The organism is Candidatus Tisiphia endosymbiont of Ditula angustiorana (assembly GCF_964026425.1).
Classification (GTDB): Bacteria; Pseudomonadota; Alphaproteobacteria; order Rickettsiales; family Rickettsiaceae; genus Tisiphia.
Genome location: NZ_OZ032143.1, coordinates 916316 through 938665 on the forward strand (window position 1 = coordinate 916316; position 22350 = coordinate 938665).

A 22350-nucleotide genomic window follows, 5' to 3' on the forward strand; every position below is an offset into this window, starting at 1 on the left:
TTTGGGATAAGAATTAACTAATTCTTATCCCGAATTGGGGTGTAATGTCTAGATAATTGTTTGAAAAGATGGATATCACTCCTGAATATGCTAACTAATCATACACGTTCTTATTTTATTTGTTTCTTCTTGCTAGGAATAGTTGCAGGAGTAAATTTTTCTTTAGTATCATTTACTATTCATTACCAATTATCACAGGCGGGATATTCAACTGATATTATTGGTGCAATGTTTCTAACATCTATTCCATATTGCTTAAAACCAATATGGGCACCGTTTATTGATAAATATTCTATACCTGTTATATGTCGAAAATTTGGCCAACGTCGTGGATGGACACTAGTTACCCAAGCATGTTTATTAGTCACTGTTAGTGGGTTTTTAATTATAGATCCCCCTGTTAACATAATTATTACCGCAATTTTAATTTTTATTATTTCCTGTTGTGCAGCAACTCAAGATGTTGTTTTAGATGCATACCGTATAGAACGGACTAAAAAAAGAGGGGATCTCTCAATTGTTACAACTTTTAGTTCAACTGGTTTTCGTATAGGAATACTTATTAATAGTACAGGGGCGTTATATTTGTCTTGCCTCTTTAATTGGTACGTTGTATATCTATGTATCTTTTTTATAACAATGGTTGCACCTATAATAACCTTATATATGCAAGAACCTGTTACAAAAAAAACTCAACACACCTCTACTGATTTAATTTCACCTGCACAATATTTTCAAGCCATTGGTGATAGTTTACTATTGTTAAAACGAAATCATCCAAACTGGATGTTCATTATGCTGTTTGTCTTTCTATATAAAGCAAGCGACTCTATTCCTATGGCAATGAGTTCTCCATTGTTTATTGACTTGTCTTTTACCTCTCAAGAAATTGCTTCTATTTCAAAAGCATATGGATTCATGCTAATGATCTCTGGAGGAGTTATTAGCGGTATTTTAACTGCAAAAATAGGAATATCTCGCAGCGTCCTAATATGTGGTAGTCTACAATTACTGTCACCCTTAATGTTTGTGTTTTTATCTATAGCAGGTCATGATATGCTTATATTTACTATAACAATTACTGTGCAAAATTTTTGTTGCGGGCTTGGTAATACAGCGATTCTTATTTATTTTTCTAGTTTATGTAGTAGCGAATTGATAGCCACCCAGTACTCAATTATATCTTCTTTTGGCTCATTCGTACGTATTATTTTATCCTTTTTATCTGGTATTTGTGCAAACTATATGGATTGGCCTCAACTTTTTTTATTTACTACGTTATTTAGCATGTTATTTGTACTAGCCTTTTCAAGGATACGTAAGATTTAATAGCTTTGATACTTTACTACTTGATAATCAAGTTTTTTAAAATTGTTAAAAATACGTCATTGCGAGAAGCCGCGATAGCGGCGACGTGGCAATCTTATGAAGGAGACCTTACTTCATGGGATCGCCACGGCATCTACGATGCCTCGCGATGACGTTTGTGGGTGTACGGCGGCTCTTTAACAATTCTAAAAAACTTGATTATCGAGTTACTATGCTACCTATTTTTCTTTCTATTAAACAATTATTCTAGTATATAATCACAGAGTCATGGTTTGATAATTGATCTACTAGAAGTGATTATGAGCAGTTATTTTGAGTTATTAGGTGTAGAAAGGAAATATAATATTGACTTAAATATATTAGATCGTCAATATTTTGCTATGCAGTCAAAATATCATCCAGATAGAGCTAAAACTAACAATGCGAGGCAAGAAAATTTGGCTATCTCTATTGATATAAATAAAGCTTATTCAATTCTTAAAGATGATTTAGCCCGAGCTGAGTATCTTCTACTTTTAAACAATATAGTCTTGGATGAAATAACGGTTAGGCAAGGTATCTCAAAGGAACAATTAAATGTTGTGTGGAATGAATTAGAGCTTGTTGAAACTACTCAAGAATTAACTAAGTTAGAGCATATGCTAAATAACAAAATCCTTGAAAAGGAAAAACTTATTGAATCTCTAACTACTGCATTTCAAGATCAAAATATGCAAGACGCTCTTGATATTACCATAAAATTTAAATACCTTAAAAATTTAATTAATAATATTCAACTAAAAATCAAATCATGCAAATAATAGAAATTAGCGAAGCTGGCTCTTCTAACCAACATGAACATGATAAGGATATAGCAGTTGGTATTGATTTTGGTACAACCAACTCATTGATTGCTTTATCAAATAAACAAATAATACAAATTATCATAGATGATCATGGCAGAGAACTTATACCATCAATTATAGCGTTTCACGGTAAAGACTTTATTGTTGGCAATGATAATATAATTGACAATTTTCGTTCTATTAAAAGACTTTTTGGTAAAAAACTATCTGATATACGCAACAACCCTGTGTTTTTTAGTTTAGTGAAAGACTATATTGATTTAGATAGTGAAATTTTACGAATAAGGTTTGCTGGAAAATTACTGACGATTCCAGAAGTTGCCGGGCAAATCTTTTTGTACTTAAAGAAACAGGCTGCTCAAAAATTGAATTCGGAAGTCAAACAAGCTGTAATAACCGTGCCAGCACATTTTAACGACGCTGCTAGAGGAGAAGTAATGCTAGCTGCAAAAATTGCGGGGTTTAGGGTATTACGGTTAATTGCAGAACCAACAGCAGCAGCTTATGCATATGGTTTAAATAAAGAAAATAAGGGATGTTATTTAGTATATGACCTAGGAGGGGGTACTTTTGATGTATCAATTCTAAATATGCAAACGGGCGTATTTCAGGTCATCGCCACTGGTGGAGATAATATTTTAGGTGGTGATGATATTGACCACTTAGTGATGAAGTATTTTTGTGATCAATATAAATTACTAGAATCTAGCGAATTAATAAAATTAGCAAAAAAGGCTAAAGAAATACTTAGTGGTCAAAATAAATTTGCTATGATATACGAGGAGACGACGATATTGGAGTTAGATCTAGAAAATTTTGAGCAGTTAATATTACCATTGGTAGAACGTACAATATCTATTACTAAAGATACGCTAGAACATGCAGGGAATCCTAATATTTCAGGTATCATCCTTGTTGGTGGTTCAACTCGCATACCCTTAATTAGTAGAAGTTTAGCACAAACATTTAATACTATTATTTTCTCGGATATTAACCCAGATAAGGCGGTAGTATGGGGAGCAGCCCTGCAGGCAGAGAACCTAACTTCGGCAAATGTTAATTCCTTATTAATCGATGTAGTTCCTTTGTCACTCGGTATTGAATTAAATGGTGGTATTACTGAGAAAATCATTCTTCGTAATAGCCCCATACCGATATCGGTTACTAAGGAGTTCACCACTTATGTAGATAACCAAACTTCTATGAAGCTACATGTGGTACAGGGAGAGAGAGAAATGGTAGAAGATTGTAGGTCACTGGCAAAATTTGAACTAAAATTACCAGTGATGAAAGCAGGAGGAGTAAGAGCAGAAGTAACATTTTCTATTGATGCAGATGGTATCTTGTCAGTGTCAGCTCTAGAAAAAAATAGTGGTATATCACATGATGTTGAAGTAAAACCAAGTTATGGTTTAAACGAAAGTGAAATTACCGACATTCTAGAAAATGCTTATCAAAATGCTGCTAGTGATCATAATAAGAAATTATTGCAAGAAACAATTATTCATACAAAATCTTTGATTTATAATATAGAAAATGCTATTAGAGAAACGCCAAATATTTTAGCAAAGAATGAAATGGAAAAAATTGAAATGGCAATTAAAACTTTGAAAGAAGCAATAGATTCAAATGACCGTGATTACATTATAGAATGTAGCAAAACTTTTGAGACTATAACAGAGCATTTCTTTTACGAAAGATTAAATAGTGCTACTTTGGACTTACTGAAAGGTAAGCATATTGATAAAATAAGATAAGAGGTAATGATAATTAATGCCTAAAGTAATTTTTATTATAGATAAAGATGGTACGGAAAAAATAGTGGATGCTCCTCTTGGATTGTCTATTTTGGAAATTGCTCATCAAAACGACATTGATCTTGAAGGTGCATGCGAAGGATCACTAGCATGTGCCACTTGCCATGTTATTGTAGATGAGGAATTTTACCACAAATTAAAAAATCCTTCTGAAGCAGAAGAAGATATGCTTGACTTAGCATTTGGTCTTACCCATACTTCAAGACTTGGTTGTCAGATTATTGTTAGTGAAGAACTTGACGGTATAAGGGTTCGCTTGCCATCTGCTACCCGTAATATTAACTTATAATTGAGTATATAGAGTGATACGTAAAATTTTGTTTTTTATTTGTTTAATTTACACCATAATATGGTTTGGCATTGCTTATACTATCAAAAGCAATATAGTAAATACTATAAAGAATTCAGAGACAGATAATACTAAAATATCTTATAGCCAAATCAAAGTTTCTGGCTTTCCTATTCGCTTTCAAATTCGTTTAGTCGAGCCAAAAATAAAATTTATCGATCATGTTAATTCCAAAGAGATATCTACTGAGGAAATGACATTTTTGTTTGATTTTAGTTTTAAAAAGGCTAGATTGATTTTAGGAGGACAAGGGATAAAACAACAAGAGAATTTTGATGGTAAATTAATAGAGTATAGTGTTCAGTCCAAGGAATATATTACAGCACTAGTTAAATTTAATAAACCTATATATAAATTATCCCATGGAGATAGTTTAAAATCTATCGTAAAGTTTCTGCAAGTTAACAATAAATTATTATCCTTCATTCAGGAAGATAAGGAAATTTTTAATATTGCTGATTTAGTTTTCCTAATCAATAAGGCAAAATCTCAGGACGGTGAAAATATAGCTCTACAATTACGTTTGTTGTACTCTGCGGGGGAAGATTTTTTTAATTTCAAAACAGCACAGCTTGATTTAGCCACACTGATCAATATTGCTACTAACCAAGGTAAAGATACAAATTCTATCAGAAATTTAAATATCGATCGTTTAGTTTTTTCTTGTGATGATAATGCCCAAGTAGATTTGGTAGGGTTCTTACAATTTTTTGATAGTAAGTTACCAAAAGGTAAATTATCTTTTGAATTGACTAATTACCATGATATCGTCGATAAATTGATTCCTAATAATTTGTTATTACCTAAAAAAAATGGTCAAAACTATCATTGAGAAAGCTGTTGATTCTTCTTTACTTGGAGTAGTTAAGACAGATGATAATGAATTAGCAACTTATGAAAAGGTGAAATTCGATATTGAATTTTCTGATAATGGTATACATATAGGTTCAATTAATTTGCTTGATTTTAAACTAGAAGAGAGTAAAGTAGATGAGCTTATAGAAGAGAACAGCACTGAAAGTTAACATGAGTTCGATATAATTTGTTATATCGAATTACGCGAATTCAGGATAAGAATTAACTAATTCTTATCCTGAATTGGGGTGAATTGAGGTAAAGTTAAGGGGTATTACTATGAGAAATGTTCAGGAAGTATTTTCAGATAGAACCTGTTATAAGTTTTTGGATAAGCCAGTTGATAGAGTGTTACTTGAAGAAATTTATAATATGGCAAAACTTGGCCCTACTTCAGCTAATTGCTGCCCCTTGAGAATTGTTTTTGTTCAGAGTTCAGCTGAAAAAGATAAATTGTACAAATGCTTAGTTCCAAGTAACGTTGAAAAAGTTAAGTCAGCACCTGTTACAGCCATTTTTGCCTTTGATACTAAGTTTTATGAATTAATGCCCAAGTTATTTCCTCATGATGCAAGTATAAAAGATTATTTTGCCTCTTTTGAGCAGATTGCCCTAGATACCGCAATTCGCAACTCATCATTACAAGCAGCTTACTTGATGATTGTTGCGAGAAGTAAGGGATTATCTTGTGGTCCTATGTCGGGGTTTAATAAAGACGCTATAAATAGTACTTTCTTTAGCAATTCAACTTATCAAGTAAATTTCATATGTAATATTGGTTACAAAGATGGTGATGATCCTTTCCCACGGCTACCAAGACTCGATTTCAATGAGTGCTGTAAGATTACCTGAGTGTTCTTATTCATAGTACCCTACATTTTTCTATAATCGTCATCGCGAGGCATCTTTAGATGCCGTGGCGATCTAGGTAAACAGCAAAGCTGTTTTTTCTAGTACGCTTCGCGTATCCTGGATTGCCACGTCGCCGCTTTCAGCGACTCCTCGCAATGACGTTACCCTATTTAAAACCCCTTCCTCTTCTAACTTTCAACAATTATGGCAAAGCCCCCCTTGCGTAAGCAGAGACTAGAAATGTTTAGTAGTCTGCTATGCTGTTTTTTTAGACCCCTGCTTTCGTAGGGGTGACATTAATTCTATTACTAACCTCAAATATCGATGTAATAAATTAATAGTAGGCTCAAGTAATCATCGTCATTAGGGGTGATGTCAACCCCTGATCCCCTTCAATGTCACCCCTGTCGCCATTATGTCCCTGCTTTGGTGCGGGATCTAGAATATCTAAAGCACCCTTCCTGTTTATTTCTTTAGATTGTATCTTGAATATTAGCTCAATATGGAGTTAATATGGTCGGAAGGAGTGACGCCGTTTAATTTAGATTGGTCTTTAAAGACCGAGGGAATCTTGGTGCACTCCTTCCTTGAATCGCAAAGTATAATACGAACGGTAGGATGATCCTTTAGAGATCGAATTTACAATCATGTATCAAAACTTTGCAAAACAACCACTAATTATAGGTAAAGCAAATGACTGAAAAAAGCAAGATATTTATGGGAATAGATGTTTCAAAAAATACGCTTGATATATCTATGAACAATATTCATTGTAAGATTAAAAATACAGATAAAGCTATTTCTGATTTTATAAAATCAGAAATAGCTTCTCGAAATATTGTGCTTACTGTTTTGGAATCTACTGGCGGTTATGAACGTTTGGTTATGAGGATGTTGCAACAAGCCGGGCTTGCTGTGCATAGAGCTCATCCTAATAGAGTTCACGCTTTTGCTAAGGTCTGTAACCATTTTGCTAAAACTGATAAATTGGATGCGTTATTACTTGAGAAATATGCAGCTTTTATTGCTAATGATGAGAAAGGAGACCAAATAATTTCTGTTATACAAGAAGAATTACAATCTCTAAGGAGCATAGAACGTAATATAGAAGAAGATATACATGCTAATCAATGCAGAACAAAAGTTGCATCCGAGAAGGCTAAGAAATATCTCGAAAAAATGATAAAGTGTGGCAAAAAACAGCTTGAGGAAATTAGAAAAGATATAAAGGCTGCTATAAAGGAAGATAAGAGTTTAAAGGCAAAAAATGATTTACTCATAAGCTATAAAGGTATAGGTGAAAAAACAGCTAGTGTTTTGCTAATAGAACTGCCAGAGCTTGGTGTGCTGAGCAATAAGGAAATTGCAAGCTTAGTTGGACTCGCCCCAAAAACAAGCCAAAGCGGTCAAAAAACTAATGGGGCTCATATTAGAGGGGGCAGGTTTTTTGTTCGAAAAAGCTTGTATATGGCTGCTTTAGTAGCGATGCGTCATAATGACAAAATGAAGGCATTATATGAACGTATGACTAATGCTGGTAAAAAAGCAAAGGTCGCTTTAGTAACCGTTATGCGTAAAATAATTATTTGTTTAAATTCTATGGTAAAAAATAATAAAATTTATGAATAATAATCTACTTTTTTTCTTGACTAGCAAGACGGTAGATTCCCGCCTACGCGGGAATGACATCGTTTCATCGTATATGACATCTGAAGGGGCAGGGATTGACACCTAGGCTATTAAACCGATGTCTTACATCGAATTGAGAAATTACCCCTAGTTTTAGACATCTATGTTGTTAACGTTACCTGTTAAAGATGTATCTTCATGATTGTCTAAATGACTGTCTAAGTTTACTCCTACTAATGCAAATGCTTCATTGCCCAAATGGCTTACTCCACTACAAAACTTCTTGATAACAGTTCTAGCAACACCTATAGCAGTTCCAACAACACCTATAGCAGCTACACCACCAACTATCAGGCCGGAGATTTCTGCTATTGACATTGTGCTACTAGCAGGATCATTAGGATTTGATTCCTTAGTAGTAGCCTCTTCCTTAAAAATAGTTTCCTCAGGAGTAGTTGAATCTTCAGTGGAGAAAGCAATAGACTCTGTCGTAGTAGTACTAGACCCATCCGTAGTAGGAACAGTAGACTTTACGATAGTGGAAATAATAATCTCTTTAGTAGTAGTCGAATCTTCAGTGGAGAAAACAATAGACTCTGTCGTAGTAGTACTAGACCCATCCGTAGTAGGAACAGTAGACTTTACGGTAATAGGACTACTAATCTCTTGCTCAGTAGTAGTCGGATATTCAGTGGAGGAAGTAGTAGCCCTCATTGTAGTAGTACTAGACTCCCTCGTAGTAGGAACAGTAGACTTTACGATAGCGGAAGTAATAATCTCTTTAGTAGTAGTCGAATCTTCAGTGGAGAAAGCAATAGACTCTGTCATAGTAGTACTAGACCCATCCGTAGTAGGAACAGTAGACTTCATGGTAGTAGGAGTAGGTTCTTCCTTAAGAATAGTAGTTTCTTGAGGAGTAGACCCTACTGTAACAGAATCAGTAGTATACTTTACCGTACTAGTACTAGACCCCGCCGGAATAGAAGTAGTAAGATCTTTCTCAGTAACAGTATCTTCAGTAGGGGAAGAAGTAGGCTCATTAGTAGTATGAATATCACGCTTCTCTCGCTTGCCAGTATGGGATATATCTTTAGAAGTAGCAGGCTCTTCCTCAGTAGTATAAGTATTGGAGTCAATATCAATAATTTCTATTTGGTCATCAATTTCGTCTGAATAAGTGTCTTCATCTCTATTGTGTTCTAGTACCTTGGAGATTTTTTGTAATGTCTCAGGTTCTATATCTTTGTTGCCCGTTAGGTCTACTTCAATAATCTGAGTATCTGTAAGTTCTGGTATAAGATCTTCTGCCCCTTTGTTGCTTATATTGTTATGTGCTAAATTTAATACCTTAACCTTAGTATCACCTTCTTTAAGTGATTTTATAAGATCTATTGCCCCTTCATCAGTTATACTGTTAGATTCTAGACTTAATTCTTCAACATTAGTACCTTTGAGATTTTTTCCAATCTCTTGTGCTTTACTCCCAACACCCCATACATTCCATAGATGTAATTTAGTAATATTACTATTTTCTTTGAGTTTTTGTTTGAGAATTTTTGTATTTAGAGGAATATGGCCGAAAATTAACTCATTATTATTTATTACAATATAACCAGTACCTGCTGAACGTTTTACCATAGATTGGTCATCATTTAATTGTGATTGTTCATGCTCATCAGATACTTTTTGTTCTTTAGCCAGTTTTATTTCACTATGTTTTGTAGGGTTTTTTGATTTGTCATGGTTTTGGCTAGTTGGAGTAGTTGCAGAAATAGTATCAAAAAAAACAGGGGGCTTACTCATCTCTGTGAAATTTTTTACCGTACTTGATAAGCCATTTTGATTATCTGTTGAGATACTCTCCCCATTCCTAGGCAGAGCGGTAGTCTTAGGATGAGTCATAGAGAAGGCACTAGCAAAAAGCAATAAGGCTTTTGCAGCAGGAGTATGAGGCTTACTTCCGTCAATAAACCTAACACCTTCTTCCTGCTTTAAAGGATTGGTATCACCATTTAGGATAGAACCAGTCTCTAATATATTATTATACAGGTCTAGCGGAGTCTCATCTTGTTGCTTGCCCCCATTATTCAACTTTTTACTGAATAAGTGTACTTCACGATCTTGTTTACTCAGAAACTGTCCCTGAGTCTTCCGATGCTGATTAGCCCAATCTCCATTATTAATACGTCCCATATTTTTTCTCTCCAGTTATATTACAGATTATTGAAAATTTATTTACTATAGGGTACTATTAGAATAATATTTGTTAAGCAATGTCAAGCGAATAATAAGAATATCTTAATATTTAGCAACTTTTTTGTAAAATAACTTAGTTTGTATAGCATTAATGTAACCTGAACCTGAGTTCGATGTAAGACATCGGTTTAATAGTCTAGGGTGTCATCCCTACACCTTCGATGTCCTCCCAGCAAAGGCTGGGGTAACATCGAAGGGGAATCAGGGGTAACATCAACCATAAACAGAGAATGATACTAAGCCTAGTATTAACTTGTTACATCGAATTGAAGTTATATTTAGCAGAATATTCCCACATAGGATTCCAATAGGTTTCTAATAATATTTTACTAGCTTCCATACTATCTACAATGATGCCAAATTGTTGTAATGATGTTGGGTAAAAATTATGACTACCAAAATAAAAAACTTTATCATCTACTATCCAAAACTTATTATGGCTTCTTGCATTGGTATTAATAATATGATTATAACTTATATAAGCAAGATGGAGATGCTGTTTTAATTCTTGTTCGGCTATTTTACTCTCAACATGATAATCAGAAACTATTATATTAAGTATATAATCATATAAATATTGTAAATCTACATGATCTGAGTAATTAAATCTGAATAAGTTGCTGGTCACTATATATGTATCTACTGCATTATTATGTATAGCATGTGCTATTGCTTGGATAATATTACCATTAATAGTATTAATTGGTTGTAGAACTTTATTTGCCAGTGGGTCATCCCCACCTTTATTAAATAGGGCTTGTTGGCTAATTTTGATAGAGCGAGTAGCATTTTTTAGAGCAAATACCCTTGCAATTTCTGATTGATCAGCATCATCGCCAATGCCAACTCCATTGTTCAATTTACTAATAAACATTGCCTGTACAGGTAATGAACTATTAATATTAAATTCGTTATTTAAGGAAATAGCTTTAGCACATTTTGTTGAAATATTACCTCTCTTATATGTATAACAATGATTCACGAGGATATCTCGATGATGTTGGACATATTTCCATAATATATTAGCATAAGTTGTTGCCCCATTTACAACAGGTCCAAATATTTTAATATTTGCATCATTAACTGGCTCTGCTTGAGTGTAATCCTGACCAAATAAATTTTCTCCACCAGTGATTAATGTATTACCATCCACCTCAATAATTTTGCCATGATTCCAAGAGAAATCAAGAGAGATATCATGTTGTTTCTCTTGATTCCCACAATTGGATTTAAATGTACATGACCTAATATTAGCAATTGATATAATTAGTTTATTATTGGCTGGTAATTTAGAAATAATATTATTTAAATAGCTTTTCACCCATTCAGGTGGGACTTCTTTATACGTACCATATAATAAGCGTATAGTTATAAGATGAGGCGAATTAATGCTTTTTTTACCTAGCGTTATGATAGCATTTTTCAACATAGCAGTAAATGCTCCTGAACTAAAGCAATCTCTACCAAGAGTTGTAATATCTACAGATGTAGAAGCATTAATAATTGTGTTATACATAGTGTCTAACACATTATATGCATTTGTTAAACATAATTTTCTATTATCTAAAGTAAAATCAGCAGTTCGACAAGTACTGAGTCCACGGCAATCTGATTGAGTATGGCATATTGGGACGAAAAATTGTGCATCTATCACGTTATCTCCAACTGGCGTAAGCCCTTCTCCATATTCTTCTAAAGTAGCACCCCAAATATTTGGCGTTTGCAGTAACCAATTATTTGGTATTAAATAATTGGTTGAAGGTTTATTATAGGTAATATTGTTGTAACTTGGATATGTTATCAATAAATGTTGATATATGCTATTAATTGACAATGGTTGTGCCAAAGCGGTTTTAATCGTAAATAATAAATTAATAGTTTAATAATTAATATATTCTTCATGGTTATTTAAACGTACAAATTTGAATAATAAGAACTTAGCGGAAATACTAATTGATATCTAGGGGAATTTAAAAGTCGGTCTTGTAACATTACTAACATATAGTTATCTTGAAATCTATAAAATGGCATGTTATAATTTTATTTTTTGGTCTTAGTGATCGATATAAATTAATATATTATATGTTATAATTATGGCTAACGTTTTTTTTAATGGTCCTGCTGGTCGGATCGAAGGGCTTTATACTAAATCTAGTAATCCTAAAGCTCCACTTGCTTTATTATTACATCCACATCCGCTTTATGGTGGCACTATGAATAGCAAAGTAGTTTACAATGTCTATAAATCATTAGCAGCTAATGGGTTCACAGTACTCAGAATTAATTTTAGGGGCGTTGGGCGTTCCCAAGGAGAATTTGATAATGGTATTGGCGAAATGACTGATGCTGCAACAGCACTTGATTGGCTGCAGCTTAACAACCCTACTAGCAGTCTAAATTTGATAGCGGGGTTTTCTTTTGGAGCATGGATAGCCATGCAACTTATCATGAGAAGACCAGAGATTAATAATTTTATTACGATATCTCCGCCAGTGAATAAATATGATTTTTCTTTCTTATCTCAATGCCCTATTTCTGGCTTTGTAATACAAGGTGACAATGATAGTATTGTATCCGAAGAATCAGTGCTTGAACTAGTAGATAAATTATCTAAGCAAAAACATATAACTGTCGACTATAAGATTATCCAAGGAGCCGATCATTTTTTTCGGAACAAACTTGGTGAATTTACCCAAGCAATTAATGATTACTTACAATTAAGGTTATTGAATAATCAGGTTACGCATTTAAAGAAGGATTTTTTAACTGAAGAAAATTTAGCAAACAAACCGTTACAAAAGGTTTTTTTAGATTAACTGCAATTAATTATAAATTATAAAAATTAGATCTTTATGGCAATAAATCAAGAAGAAATTAAACAATCTTTACATAATCAATTATTTACAACTTTAATCAAACTTACAAAGTCATATGGTGAAGATCAAATTGTAAATGACAGAATTTTTAGAAAATGTGAAAATCTTGCTAGTAGCGTGATAGCACTTGCTCAAGAGTCATCAGAGTCTAATATTGATTTGTATAGAAAGAAAATACGGAAACTTACACATTCTAAATACATTGTAGGTGAAGCATTAAAGGTAATAAAAAAAGCATTTCCTGGAGATCAAAACCAATCACTAAGGGAGCTAATAGATATTCCGCTTATGGATGCATTAGTTAAAAAAACTAAACCAGCACGTCCAAAAAAGCTAGAAGAATCTGAAGCTAAGAAGCGTGTTGAAGCTATGCTACGTGATAAAACCATTGCTCAGCAAGAAAACTTCCGAGCAGAAGGGCGTAAACAAGCTGGTGTGTCTGATGGATATATTGCTAAGGAAACTGCAACGGGTAATACTTTCATATTGAAACGTTTCTATAAACGACATGCAGATTGTTTAACTCTAGTGCATCGACAACGAGACCAAGCTATAAAAGATAGAAATGACGGTGTGAATGAGTTAATAGCTTCTTCCATGTATCAGTTTTTATTGTATGACCGTGCCCCTAAAGAGGAGATGGTCATACCTGATGGAATTAAAAATGTACTTTATGTGCGTTCTAAATTCTTTGATAATGTGGTACAACTTGCAGAATTTGCTAAGGGTACTTATGCTACTAGCGTTGGAGCAAATGATCAAAAATTAAAAAAATTAGAAGGATTTGAAAAGGTTATTGCTGCTTGTCATATTTTAGGAGATGGAGATTACCATACCGGTAATTTGATGGTACAGGATGGTAAAACTATAACTAAAATAGATCATGGTAAATCTTTTATAACTTTTCACCAAGATTTTGGTGCTATGGTTGAGGCAACACATGAAATGTTTTCACATGATCAAGTTAACTATACTGAAGCTATTAAGGCAGGTAATTTATCGTTTAACATTGAGAAATATAGTAAAGCATTAGCACAAATGACCAATCAGTTAAATGATCAGCAAATAGATGCTATAATTGATCAAAAAATTGATGAATTGCAAAAAGTAAAATTTGATCCAAAAGGTCTTGGTGCAATAACTAGATTTGAAGGCAATAAATTTCAATACCAGCATATTAATAATTTTGATGAACTAAGAACAATTTATAAAAAAAACATAAAAGAAAATCTCAATAATATGAAAGAGGTAGCAAGAGCAGCAAACATAGTGGCTAAATTTAGCAATGTATCTCCTGAATTTAAAAACGGTCAGTGGTTAGAAACTTTTGCTAAATCTCCTATTAAAGACCCAGTAGCCTATGCAGCTCACCATAATATTCAAATTGAAGGAAAAAGTGCTTTACAGTGGGCTAGCGAACATGATTATCAAATTAAAGTTCCTGCTCAACCTGTAACAACAACTGTTCAAGAACAACAATGGCAAAAGAGTGTAGATGGTAAATGGCACGAGGTAGAAGTCTCGGTGCCGAAGGTTCAAAAGAGTGTAACAAGTTTGAACCCAACAGAATATGTTGCAGATATAGAAAAACGTCTTGAATCTCTTGGAAAGAAAGTTGAGGATTTCATAAAAGAAACAGTAACAGCAAGTAAAGAGATTACCATAGAAAAACTAGAGCATTTTTATGACAAATTATTGACCCATCTTAAAAAAGAAAAGTACCTTACTGATGAGGATGTTAATAAAATAAAGGAAGATCTAAATTATGACAAGAATATTGAAGAAACAGCTCGATTAATGGAAATAACGACCCCTAATTTAACTAATGTAGAGAAGATATGTTATAAGGTAGCAAATTTTTGTGAAAAAATAGGACTCCCTAGTTTATCGAAGCATTTGATGAATAAAATTACTCCTGAAAAATTGGCTAAGATAGATGAAACAGAAAAGGTTGTCTCTGAAAGCCTAAAAATTAAAGAAATATTGTTAGAACCTATAGCAGTAAAACCTATACCAAAAGCTAGCATGGGTAAAGTAAGATAAACAAAAGACCTTGCACTCGATAATCAAGTTTTTGAGTTATATAATTCAGGACAGTTTAAAAGTCATGAAAAGAAGCTGAGAAGATGTCATTCCCGCGAAAGCGGGAATCTAGATATCTGCCTACGCAGGGGTGACATCGTAGAGGGTTTATGTCATTCCTGCTTCGGTGCGGAATCTAAAAAAATAGCCAAAAGCTTATTAAAACATTTTTAGACCCCTGCCTACGCAGGGGTGACATCGGGGTTGTTAAACCAATGTCTTACATGTCATTCCCGCGAAGGCGGGAATCTAGATATAGTCAAACCTATTGAATTAGGTGATACAAATTTTGTGTCATACCTGCGAAAGCAGGTATCTAGATTCCCGCCTACGCGGGAATGACAATTTACAATTGTTATGTTCTTTGTCACCTAATCTTATGGGCTTAACTATATCTGCCTTCGTAGGGATGACATTCGAAGGGGCAAGGATGGCATCGGGACTATTAACTAGACTTGCAAAAATTGTGACTAAAACACCACGTAAACCTTTCTTTTCCAGCAATTATCTCATTAGATTACGATCACCCTATATTAATCCTTGAACTGTAAAAATGTACAGTATAGAATCATCCACATGTCTAAAACAATTCGTTAACGAGGTAAAATATGAATATTTGTAGGTCCTATTCTGAACAGTTTGATAATGATTTTGTGTGGCGTTTGCTGTTTATCCTTTGTAGCATTGCTCTAATTATTGCAGCACCGGATGCTTTTGCTGGTGGTACTGGTACTGGTGGTGGTACTGGTGCTGATCCAGTAGGTGATTCGTTGTGTAACATGATCAAAATATTCCGTGGCAATACGGCTCGTGGCATAGCGATTATTGGTGTAGTGGTTCTAGGGATTCAAACTCTTAGAGGTCAATTAAAATGGGAAGTTGCATTGGTTATTGTGACTGGTATTGTAATATTATTTAAGGCTCCCGAAATTATAAACATGGTAGCTACTACTACTGGTACATGTGGGTCATAGATTCGTTTAGTTGTTAGCCTGTTATAAAGGTGTTATCTCTACTTTCGTAGGGATAGCACCTTTTTTGTTAGTTAATTTTGCAAAATTGGGAAATTTATATTAGTGAGTAACATATAATGTGGTATAATTTCGACGTAATATAAAACTACAATATATAATGATAAAACTTACTATAGATGGTACTGAAGTCGAAGTAGAGGAAGGCACGACCGTATTTCGTGCCTGCAACAAGCTTGGTATAGAAATCCCACATTTTTGTTTTCATGAACGTTTGAAGATTGCCGGTAATTGCCGTATGTGCTTGGTGGAGATGGAAAAATCTCCCAAACCCATTGCTTCTTGTGCTATGCCTGTCTCTTCAGGTATGGTTATCCATACTAATACCATAGGTGTTAAAAAGGCTCGTGAAGGAGTGATGGAATTTCTATTGATTAATCACCCCCTAGATTGTCCTATTTGTGATCAAGGAGGTGAGTGTGATTTACAGGATCAAGCCTTTAAATATGGTAAAGCAAGTTCTAGATTTTCGGAGAATAAAAGAACGGTCAAAGATAAATATATGGGACCTTTGATTAAGACCCATATGACTAGATGCATACAATGTACTAGATGTATAAGGTTTGCCACTGATATTGCTGGAGTTGAGGAAATAGGAACTCTTTACAGGGGAGAGCATATGGAGGTAACCTCGTATCTTGAACGTAGTCTTGAATCGGAGTTATCAGGCAATATTATAGATATTTGCCCAGTCGGAGCATTAAATTCCAAGCCTTATTCTTTTAAAGCTCGTAGTTGGGAACTAACAAAGACTGAGTCAATAGATGTATTGGATGCACAAGGTTGCAATATAAGGGTTGATAGTAGGGGATCTGAAGTAATGAGGATATTACCAAGGGTTAATGACGATATCAACGAAGAATGGATATCAGATAAAGCAAGATTTGCTTATGATGGTTTGAAATATCAAAGGTTAGATTCCCCATATATCAGGAAAAACGGTAAATTAGTCACAGCCTCTTGGAATGATGCTATTGCATTAGTAGCACAAAAATTAGAGTCTCTTGCTGGCGATCAAGCCGGTGACCAGATTGCAGCAATAGCTGGAACGCTAGCATGCACCGAATCAATGTTTTTATTGAAAACATTATTACAGAAACTTGGATGTAACAATTTTGACAGCAACCAGTTTAATTATAAAATAGACCAATCTAGTAGGGGGAACTATCTATTTAACACAACAATTTCTAGACTTAAAGAAGCTGATCTAGCTTTGTTAATTGGTACAAATATCAGACAAGTAGCACCTGTCCTGAATGCTCGTATTGGCATATTGCAAAGAGAGGGAAAGCTAAAAGTAGCTCGAATTGGCAATATTACTAACCAAACTTATTATATAAATGAATTAGGGGCTAGCCCTGACATAATTAAGGCAATAATATCAAAGGAACATCAGTTTGCTAAGGAATTAGAACATGCAAAAAATCCAGTTATAATTATTGGTGATGGTGTATATTCTCGGGATGATGGTTATGCTATTTTGGCACTCATTCACCAAATGGTTGATAAATATAAGATAGTTAGAGATGATTGGAATGGTTTTAATATACTGCATAATCATGCGTCAATGGTCGGTAGTTTAGACATAGGCTTTAGTCCTCAAAACGGCGGTAATGGAGTTTCTGAAATTTTACAGAAGGCAGAAAGGGGTGAGATTAAGTTTGTATATTTACTAGGCAGTGATGAAATTGATATGAACAAAATAAAATCATCTTTTGTAGTATATCAAGGACATCACGGTGATAATGGAGCAAATGTAGCAGATGTAATCTTTCCTGCTAGTAGCTATACAGAAAAAGATGCCACTTACGTAAATTTTGAAGGAAGGCCTCAATATGGTAAAGCCGCAACTCATCCAGTAGGACAAGCGAAAGAAGATTGGGTTATTATAAAGAATCTAGCTAATAGTTTAGGGCTAAATCTTAGCATGAATAATTTAGATGAAATAAGAACTAGGTTGGCTGCAGAATTCCCGGTATTTGCCAATATTTCTGAGATAATGAGCTGTGATTTTATAAAATTTACCTCCCTCGATAATTTACTTAAATCTGATATAGTGACTAAACCTATAAATTATTATATGACAGACTCGATTAGTAGAGCATCTGTTACTATGGCAAAATGTGTGGAGTCAAAGCAAGAAAGGGACAAAGTTGCATGACATCGTTCTTTCAACAATATCTATTGCCATTAATTATTGTAGCTTTGAAAGTTTTATCTATCACTATTCCTCTTTTGCTGTGCGTAGCTTACCTTACCTATGCTGAACGAAGAGTAATAGGGCTAATGCAACTCCGAAAAGGTCCAAATGTAGTAGGACTTTTTGGGTTATTGCAACCAATTGCCGATGCAGTAAAACTATTATTTAAAGAAACAATTATACCAAACCAAGCTGATAAAATATTATTCACCCTAGCACCTATGATTACCCTTATACTTAGTTTAATTGGTTGGGCGGTAATACCTTTTGATAAGAAACTTGTACTAGCAGACATAAATGTTGGTGTTTTATATATTATGGCAATCTCATCGTTAGCTGTTTATGGTATAATCATAGCGGGCTGGGCAAGTAATTCGAAATATGCTTTCCTTGGGGCTGTTCGCTCGTCAGCTCAGATGATTTCATACGAAGTATCTATAGGGTTGGTGATTGTTACTGTACTTTTAACAACGGGTACTCTTAATCTTTCAGAAATCATAGAAAGACAAAGATTATTTCCTTGGTGGGTTGATTTGATGTTGTTACCTATGGCAGTAATATTCTTCATATCAGTACTTGTAGAAACGAACAGATTGCCTTTTGATTTATCAGAAGCTGAGTCTGAGCTAGTTGCTGGTTATAATGTTGAATATTCTTCTATGGGATTTGCATTATTTTTTCTTGGTGAGTACGCTAATATGATTCTAGCTAGCGGTATGACCACCACATTTTTCTTAGGTGGCTATTTGCCACCTTTTGGCATTAAAGTCTTAAATTTTGAGCCAGGTTTTATTTGGTTTATACTAAAAACCGGGTTTTTATTATTTTGTTTTTTATGGATAAGAGCAACATTACCTAGATATCGTTACGACCAATTAATGCGTTTAGGTTGGAAAGTATTTTTACCTTTTACTTTATTTTGGGTGGTGTTAGTATCAAGCGTTCTGATGTTCACCGGTAATTTACCCTGATTTATTCAAGGTCTAGAGTACTAATCCCATGCTGAGTTTTATCCCATTTGAAAGGCATGAAAATAATCTCCCAAATCGCCTTATAACTTGCTATCGTATGTATACTCGATGAAAATCAACAATTGCGTTGTCGTTGTCCAAGACCTGCGGTGCTCACGTACTAATGTACGCTGTGTTCCTCGGCTTGGACACTCCTAGCACTTGTTGATTTTGATCTTCGTCTACCAACTCTTCATTTACGAGCAGTATAGTAGAAAATATAGAGGCCACACAAACAAGGCAGCAATATCTAATACTCGAAAATTAGTTATCTTACCTTTTTTAGTCAGTAAAATAAAAAAAGCACTTCCGTAAAGGTATGAAAAAGCAAAAAAACTGTTAATTATCCATAAATAATTAATTATAGCGAATGTATTAATTTTAATAGTTAGCATTAGAAATGGTAAACAACAAAAACCATAAGAAGAAAAACCAATAAAAATGAAAATAGTAGTTATTTGATAAAATTTAAACCTTTTATATTTGTCTTTTTGGGCAAGAAATACCAAAAATGTTTGGATAAATCCTTTTATCCAACGAGATCTTTGATTTATCCAACTTATAAGATCTATAGGCGATTCCTCTAAAGTATAAGAATCTATCATATGAACTTTATCACCAAAAGAATATAATCTAATTCCTAAATCAGCATCCTCAGTAACATTATAAGCGTCCCAAAAACCTATTTTTTGTAAGGCGTCAACCTTAAAATGATTGCTAGTTCCTCCAAGAGTTACTGGTAAGTCCATCAAGCTTAAACCCTTCAGAAGATATTTAAACCATAAACAATATTCTATGCTAAAAAGTTTAGTGAGTAAATTTTCATTCTCATTATAGAAGTTAAGTTTAGCCTGCAAACAAACATATTCTTTCGGTAATTCATCAAAGGCTATTACTGCTTTAAGGAGTTGATCAGCATCAGGCCTATCTTCTGCATCATATATTACTACATATTTTCCTCTGCAATATTGCATGGCATAATTAAGGGCTTTAGGTTTAGTCCTAGGTAAACTAAAAGGTACTTTAAGCAAATGTATATAAGAAGGTAATTCATATAGGATACTTTCCTTGATCATCAAATAATCATCTGCTTCAATAATGATTTTGACATCTAATTTATGTTTAGGATAATTAATATTAGAGACATAATTAATAATTGACTTTAGTTTGCTTGATTCTTTATATACTCGATGAAAATCAACAATTGCGTTGTTGTTGTCCAAGACCTGCGGTGCTCACGTACTAATGTACGCTGTGCTCCTCGGCTTGGACACTCCTAGCACTTGTTGATTTTGATCTTCGTCTACCAACTCTTCATTTACGAGCAGTATATAATGGAAGTAAAATAGTGTAAATAGGTAGAGAATCATTTTTTAAAATGGAGATATCACTACTTTTAAACACTGTATTTTGTACAATGACAGCTTGGTTAAATAGCATAATTTTTAAAATATTTTGTGCAAAATAGCAAATAATGTTAATCACATGAAAAAGAGGTTTAAAATTAAACAATATTCCAAAATATATCACAAAAAATATGATGATTGACTTAGTGTAATTGATATTTTTTGCTACCATGTATACTGAGATAAATTCAAGAAAATATTTGGATTTGATTATATTCAAATGGCTAAAATTTTGTTCAAGTAGCTGATAGAAGTCATTCTTTCTGACCAAATTAATCTGTACATTATCTGTACATTATAATGTATTGTTGATAACTTCCTTAAATAAGCTAGATCATTTATAGCAAGCACTTTATTGCTTTTATCGTTTTCATAAATGAAATAACCATTTTCTACATATTGATCAATTTTTGCATAATCGCAAATTTTAACCTGTGTTTCTTGCACATTCAATAGAGGCAATAATTTATTTTTATACAAAATATCTATAACCATCTCATTATTAATAATTCCTTCTGCAATTATCACGTTAAAAAAATCATTCTCACCAGTACTCTCAATTAATTTGAACTTAACGTGAGATATTTGTAAATCCGTAAGTAGTTGTTCTTTTAGTAGAATATCTAAAAATTCTCTATTAATATTTTTTATACATCCATCCATATGGAAAATATTACTCCTGATATTTTATAATGTTTATTAATTAGGCTTTTATCACAAAAATACCCTATTTGTGTTGTTAGGCTATTCTTCTTTAGATTACCAAATCTAATCTTTTTTGCAATTGAAAGTTGCTTGTATAAAGTTCTATTATAAATAGAACCGTAATTTCTCCTAGTATAATATTTGGTAAAGTCTACTAACATAATGCCATTTTGAAATTCAATGCCTTCAGATATTGAAAAACTATAATGACTTCTTCTTGTATATGGGTTATTTAGGGCTTGCCCAAAACTAAAAACACTTTCAGCAAATACTGAAATTGTACGAATTTTTTTGGAAAATGCTGATAGCAATAATAATTCATAAGAAAATTGCTGCTGGCAACCATCTTTGGTCATGTATATTCTTGGCTGAACTGAGACTATCCTATTAGTGTTCTGAAAGAGCTTAATTTTATAAAATATCCCAATTTCTTTATTATTAGACAGGTAGTTCATGTCATTACTTCCCTGGAATTTATTTTCTTTATAAAGTAATTGAATTCCTAAATTTTGGTTTTTATTAATTCCATATTCGATAGCAAAAATTCGCATTAATTCATCTTGGTATGAGGATATTTCTTTAGATCTACGCTCTAAAAATTGAATTTGCCTAAATAACTTATTATAAAGAGCCGATGAATTATTAACCAACTTAATACGATCTTTTAAATATGCCAATTTACACTGAATTTGTAGAAAAAGATTGGCTCTTACTTGTTTAATATTTTTAGAATTTTTATCAATATTGCTAGCAGTAACCGTATATTTGTACTTGCCTGAGTCAATTAACCAAGCTGATGCATAAATCTTGTTTGTTACAGAAATTATAAACAGGAGTATAAATATGGTTGTTGTTTTCACTCAAATAACAATTAATAGTTTAAATTTACTAAAATACAACTATTATAAATTTAATAAATGGATATTTTAATAAATTTTCAAAAGTCTATTAGTACCTAAAAAATATATGCTATAATAACCTCAAGTATTGATGTAAGACATTGGTTTAATAGCCTAGGTGTCCAATCCCTGCTCTTTCGGATGTCACCCCTGCGTAGGCAGGGATCTAAAGAAATAGCATAGAAAGTATGTTATATAGTTTTAGATCC

The 22350-nt window shown here is 33.3% G+C and carries 19 protein-coding genes; 13 read left to right on the plus strand and 6 right to left on the minus strand.

The features are described from left to right. The first annotated feature begins 87 nt into the window (after window positions 1-87). The 8 genes from AAGD29_RS04155 to AAGD29_RS04190 all read left to right on the plus strand — a co-directional run bounded on the left by AAGD29_RS04155 (window position 88) and on the right by AAGD29_RS04190 (window position 7676). Window positions 88-1329 (plus strand): MFS transporter, encoded by a 1242-nt coding sequence (locus tag AAGD29_RS04155; protein ID WP_410521179.1) that lies wholly within the window; start codon window positions 88-90, stop codon window positions 1327-1329. A 299-nt stretch (window positions 1330-1628) separates the two neighbouring features. Next, window positions 1629-2129: a Fe-S protein assembly co-chaperone HscB gene (gene hscB, locus AAGD29_RS04160; protein ID WP_341758634.1), complete on the plus strand. Its 501-nt coding sequence runs from the start codon at window positions 1629-1631 to the stop codon at window positions 2127-2129. Further along, a complete protein-coding gene (gene hscA / locus AAGD29_RS04165; protein WP_341758635.1) occupies window positions 2120-3931 on the plus strand; it encodes a Fe-S protein assembly chaperone HscA in 1812 nt (603 codons plus the stop codon). Before hscB ends, hscA begins: the two co-directional genes overlap by 10 nt. A gap of 16 nt (window positions 3932-3947) precedes the next feature. Continuing rightward, entirely contained in the window at window positions 3948-4280 is a 333-nt protein-coding gene (locus AAGD29_RS04170) for a ferredoxin family 2Fe-2S iron-sulfur cluster binding protein (protein WP_341751628.1), read from the plus strand. Between the two features lie 13 nt (window positions 4281-4293). Continuing rightward, the gene (locus AAGD29_RS04175) at window positions 4294-5172 is read left to right on the plus strand and encodes a hypothetical protein (RefSeq protein WP_341758636.1); all 879 of its coding nucleotides are present in this window, start codon (window positions 4294-4296) and stop codon (window positions 5170-5172) included. Further along, window positions 5153-5365, plus strand: a complete 213-nt coding sequence (locus AAGD29_RS04180) for a hypothetical protein (RefSeq protein ID WP_341758637.1) — start codon at window positions 5153-5155, stop codon at window positions 5363-5365. The genes AAGD29_RS04175 and AAGD29_RS04180 overlap by 20 nt, the downstream gene beginning before the upstream one ends. Window positions 5366-5474: 109 nt before the next feature. Beyond that, complete coding sequence (locus tag AAGD29_RS04185) at window positions 5475-6047, plus strand: malonic semialdehyde reductase (RefSeq protein ID WP_341758638.1); 573 nt, start codon at window positions 5475-5477, stop codon at window positions 6045-6047. A 693-nt stretch (window positions 6048-6740) separates the two neighbouring features. After that, the gene (locus AAGD29_RS04190; RefSeq protein WP_341757706.1) at window positions 6741-7676 is read left to right on the plus strand and encodes an IS110 family transposase; all 936 of its coding nucleotides are present in this window, start codon (window positions 6741-6743) and stop codon (window positions 7674-7676) included. A gap of 153 nt (window positions 7677-7829) precedes the next feature. Here AAGD29_RS04190 and AAGD29_RS04195 read toward each other — a convergent pair whose 3' ends face one another. Continuing rightward, window positions 7830-9869, minus strand: coding sequence for a hypothetical protein (locus AAGD29_RS04195; RefSeq protein ID WP_341758639.1), 2040 nt, complete (start codon window positions 9867-9869; stop codon window positions 7830-7832). Between the two features lie 319 nt (window positions 9870-10188). Next, on the minus strand, window positions 10189-11778 hold the full coding sequence (locus tag AAGD29_RS04200) for a hypothetical protein (RefSeq protein WP_341758640.1): 1590 nt from the start codon (window positions 11776-11778) through the stop codon (window positions 10189-10191). Window positions 11779-12025: 247 nt separating this feature from the next. Here AAGD29_RS04200 and AAGD29_RS04205 point away from each other — a divergent pair, with 247 nt between their 5' ends. The 5 genes from AAGD29_RS04205 (at window position 12026) to nuoH (ending at window position 19092) form a co-directional block, all read left to right on the plus strand. Continuing rightward, the gene (locus AAGD29_RS04205; protein WP_341758641.1) at window positions 12026-12748 is read left to right on the plus strand and encodes an alpha/beta hydrolase; all 723 of its coding nucleotides are present in this window, start codon (window positions 12026-12028) and stop codon (window positions 12746-12748) included. Window positions 12749-12784: 36 nt separating this feature from the next. After that, window positions 12785-14851: a hypothetical protein gene (locus AAGD29_RS04210; RefSeq protein WP_341758642.1), complete on the plus strand. Its 2067-nt coding sequence runs from the start codon at window positions 12785-12787 to the stop codon at window positions 14849-14851. A gap of 647 nt (window positions 14852-15498) precedes the next feature. Further along, complete coding sequence (locus AAGD29_RS04215) at window positions 15499-15864, plus strand: TrbC/VirB2 family protein (protein ID WP_341758643.1); 366 nt, start codon at window positions 15499-15501, stop codon at window positions 15862-15864. A 157-nt stretch (window positions 15865-16021) separates the two neighbouring features. Next, window positions 16022-18082, plus strand: a complete 2061-nt coding sequence (gene nuoG, locus AAGD29_RS04220; protein ID WP_341758644.1) for an NADH-quinone oxidoreductase subunit NuoG — start codon at window positions 16022-16024, stop codon at window positions 18080-18082. Beyond that, window positions 18079-19092 carry an NADH-quinone oxidoreductase subunit NuoH gene (nuoH, locus tag AAGD29_RS04225; protein ID WP_341758645.1) on the plus strand — a complete coding sequence of 338 codons (1014 nt, stop codon included), beginning with the start codon at window positions 18079-18081 and terminating at the stop codon, window positions 19090-19092. The genes nuoG and nuoH overlap by 4 nt, the downstream gene beginning before the upstream one ends. 236 nt (window positions 19093-19328) lie before the next feature. On the opposite strand, the gene AAGD29_RS04230 is transcribed toward nuoH, so the two are convergent. The 4 genes from AAGD29_RS04230 to AAGD29_RS04245 form a co-directional block, all read right to left on the minus strand. After that, window positions 19329-20354 carry a glycosyltransferase family 2 protein gene (locus AAGD29_RS04230; RefSeq protein ID WP_341758646.1) on the minus strand — a complete coding sequence of 342 codons (1026 nt, stop codon included), beginning with the start codon at window positions 20352-20354 and terminating at the stop codon, window positions 19329-19331. 12 nt (window positions 20355-20366) lie between these two features. Next, window positions 20367-20501, minus strand: coding sequence for a hypothetical protein (locus tag AAGD29_RS04235; protein WP_341758647.1), 135 nt, complete (start codon window positions 20499-20501; stop codon window positions 20367-20369). Window positions 20502-20753: 252 nt separating this feature from the next. After that, window positions 20754-21200, minus strand: coding sequence for a hypothetical protein (locus tag AAGD29_RS04240; RefSeq protein WP_341758648.1), 447 nt, complete (start codon window positions 21198-21200; stop codon window positions 20754-20756). Next, window positions 21185-22102, minus strand: a complete 918-nt coding sequence (locus AAGD29_RS04245) for a hypothetical protein (protein WP_341758649.1) — start codon at window positions 22100-22102, stop codon at window positions 21185-21187. The genes AAGD29_RS04240 and AAGD29_RS04245 overlap by 16 nt, the downstream gene beginning before the upstream one ends. Between the last annotated feature and the right edge of the window lie 248 nt (window positions 22103-22350).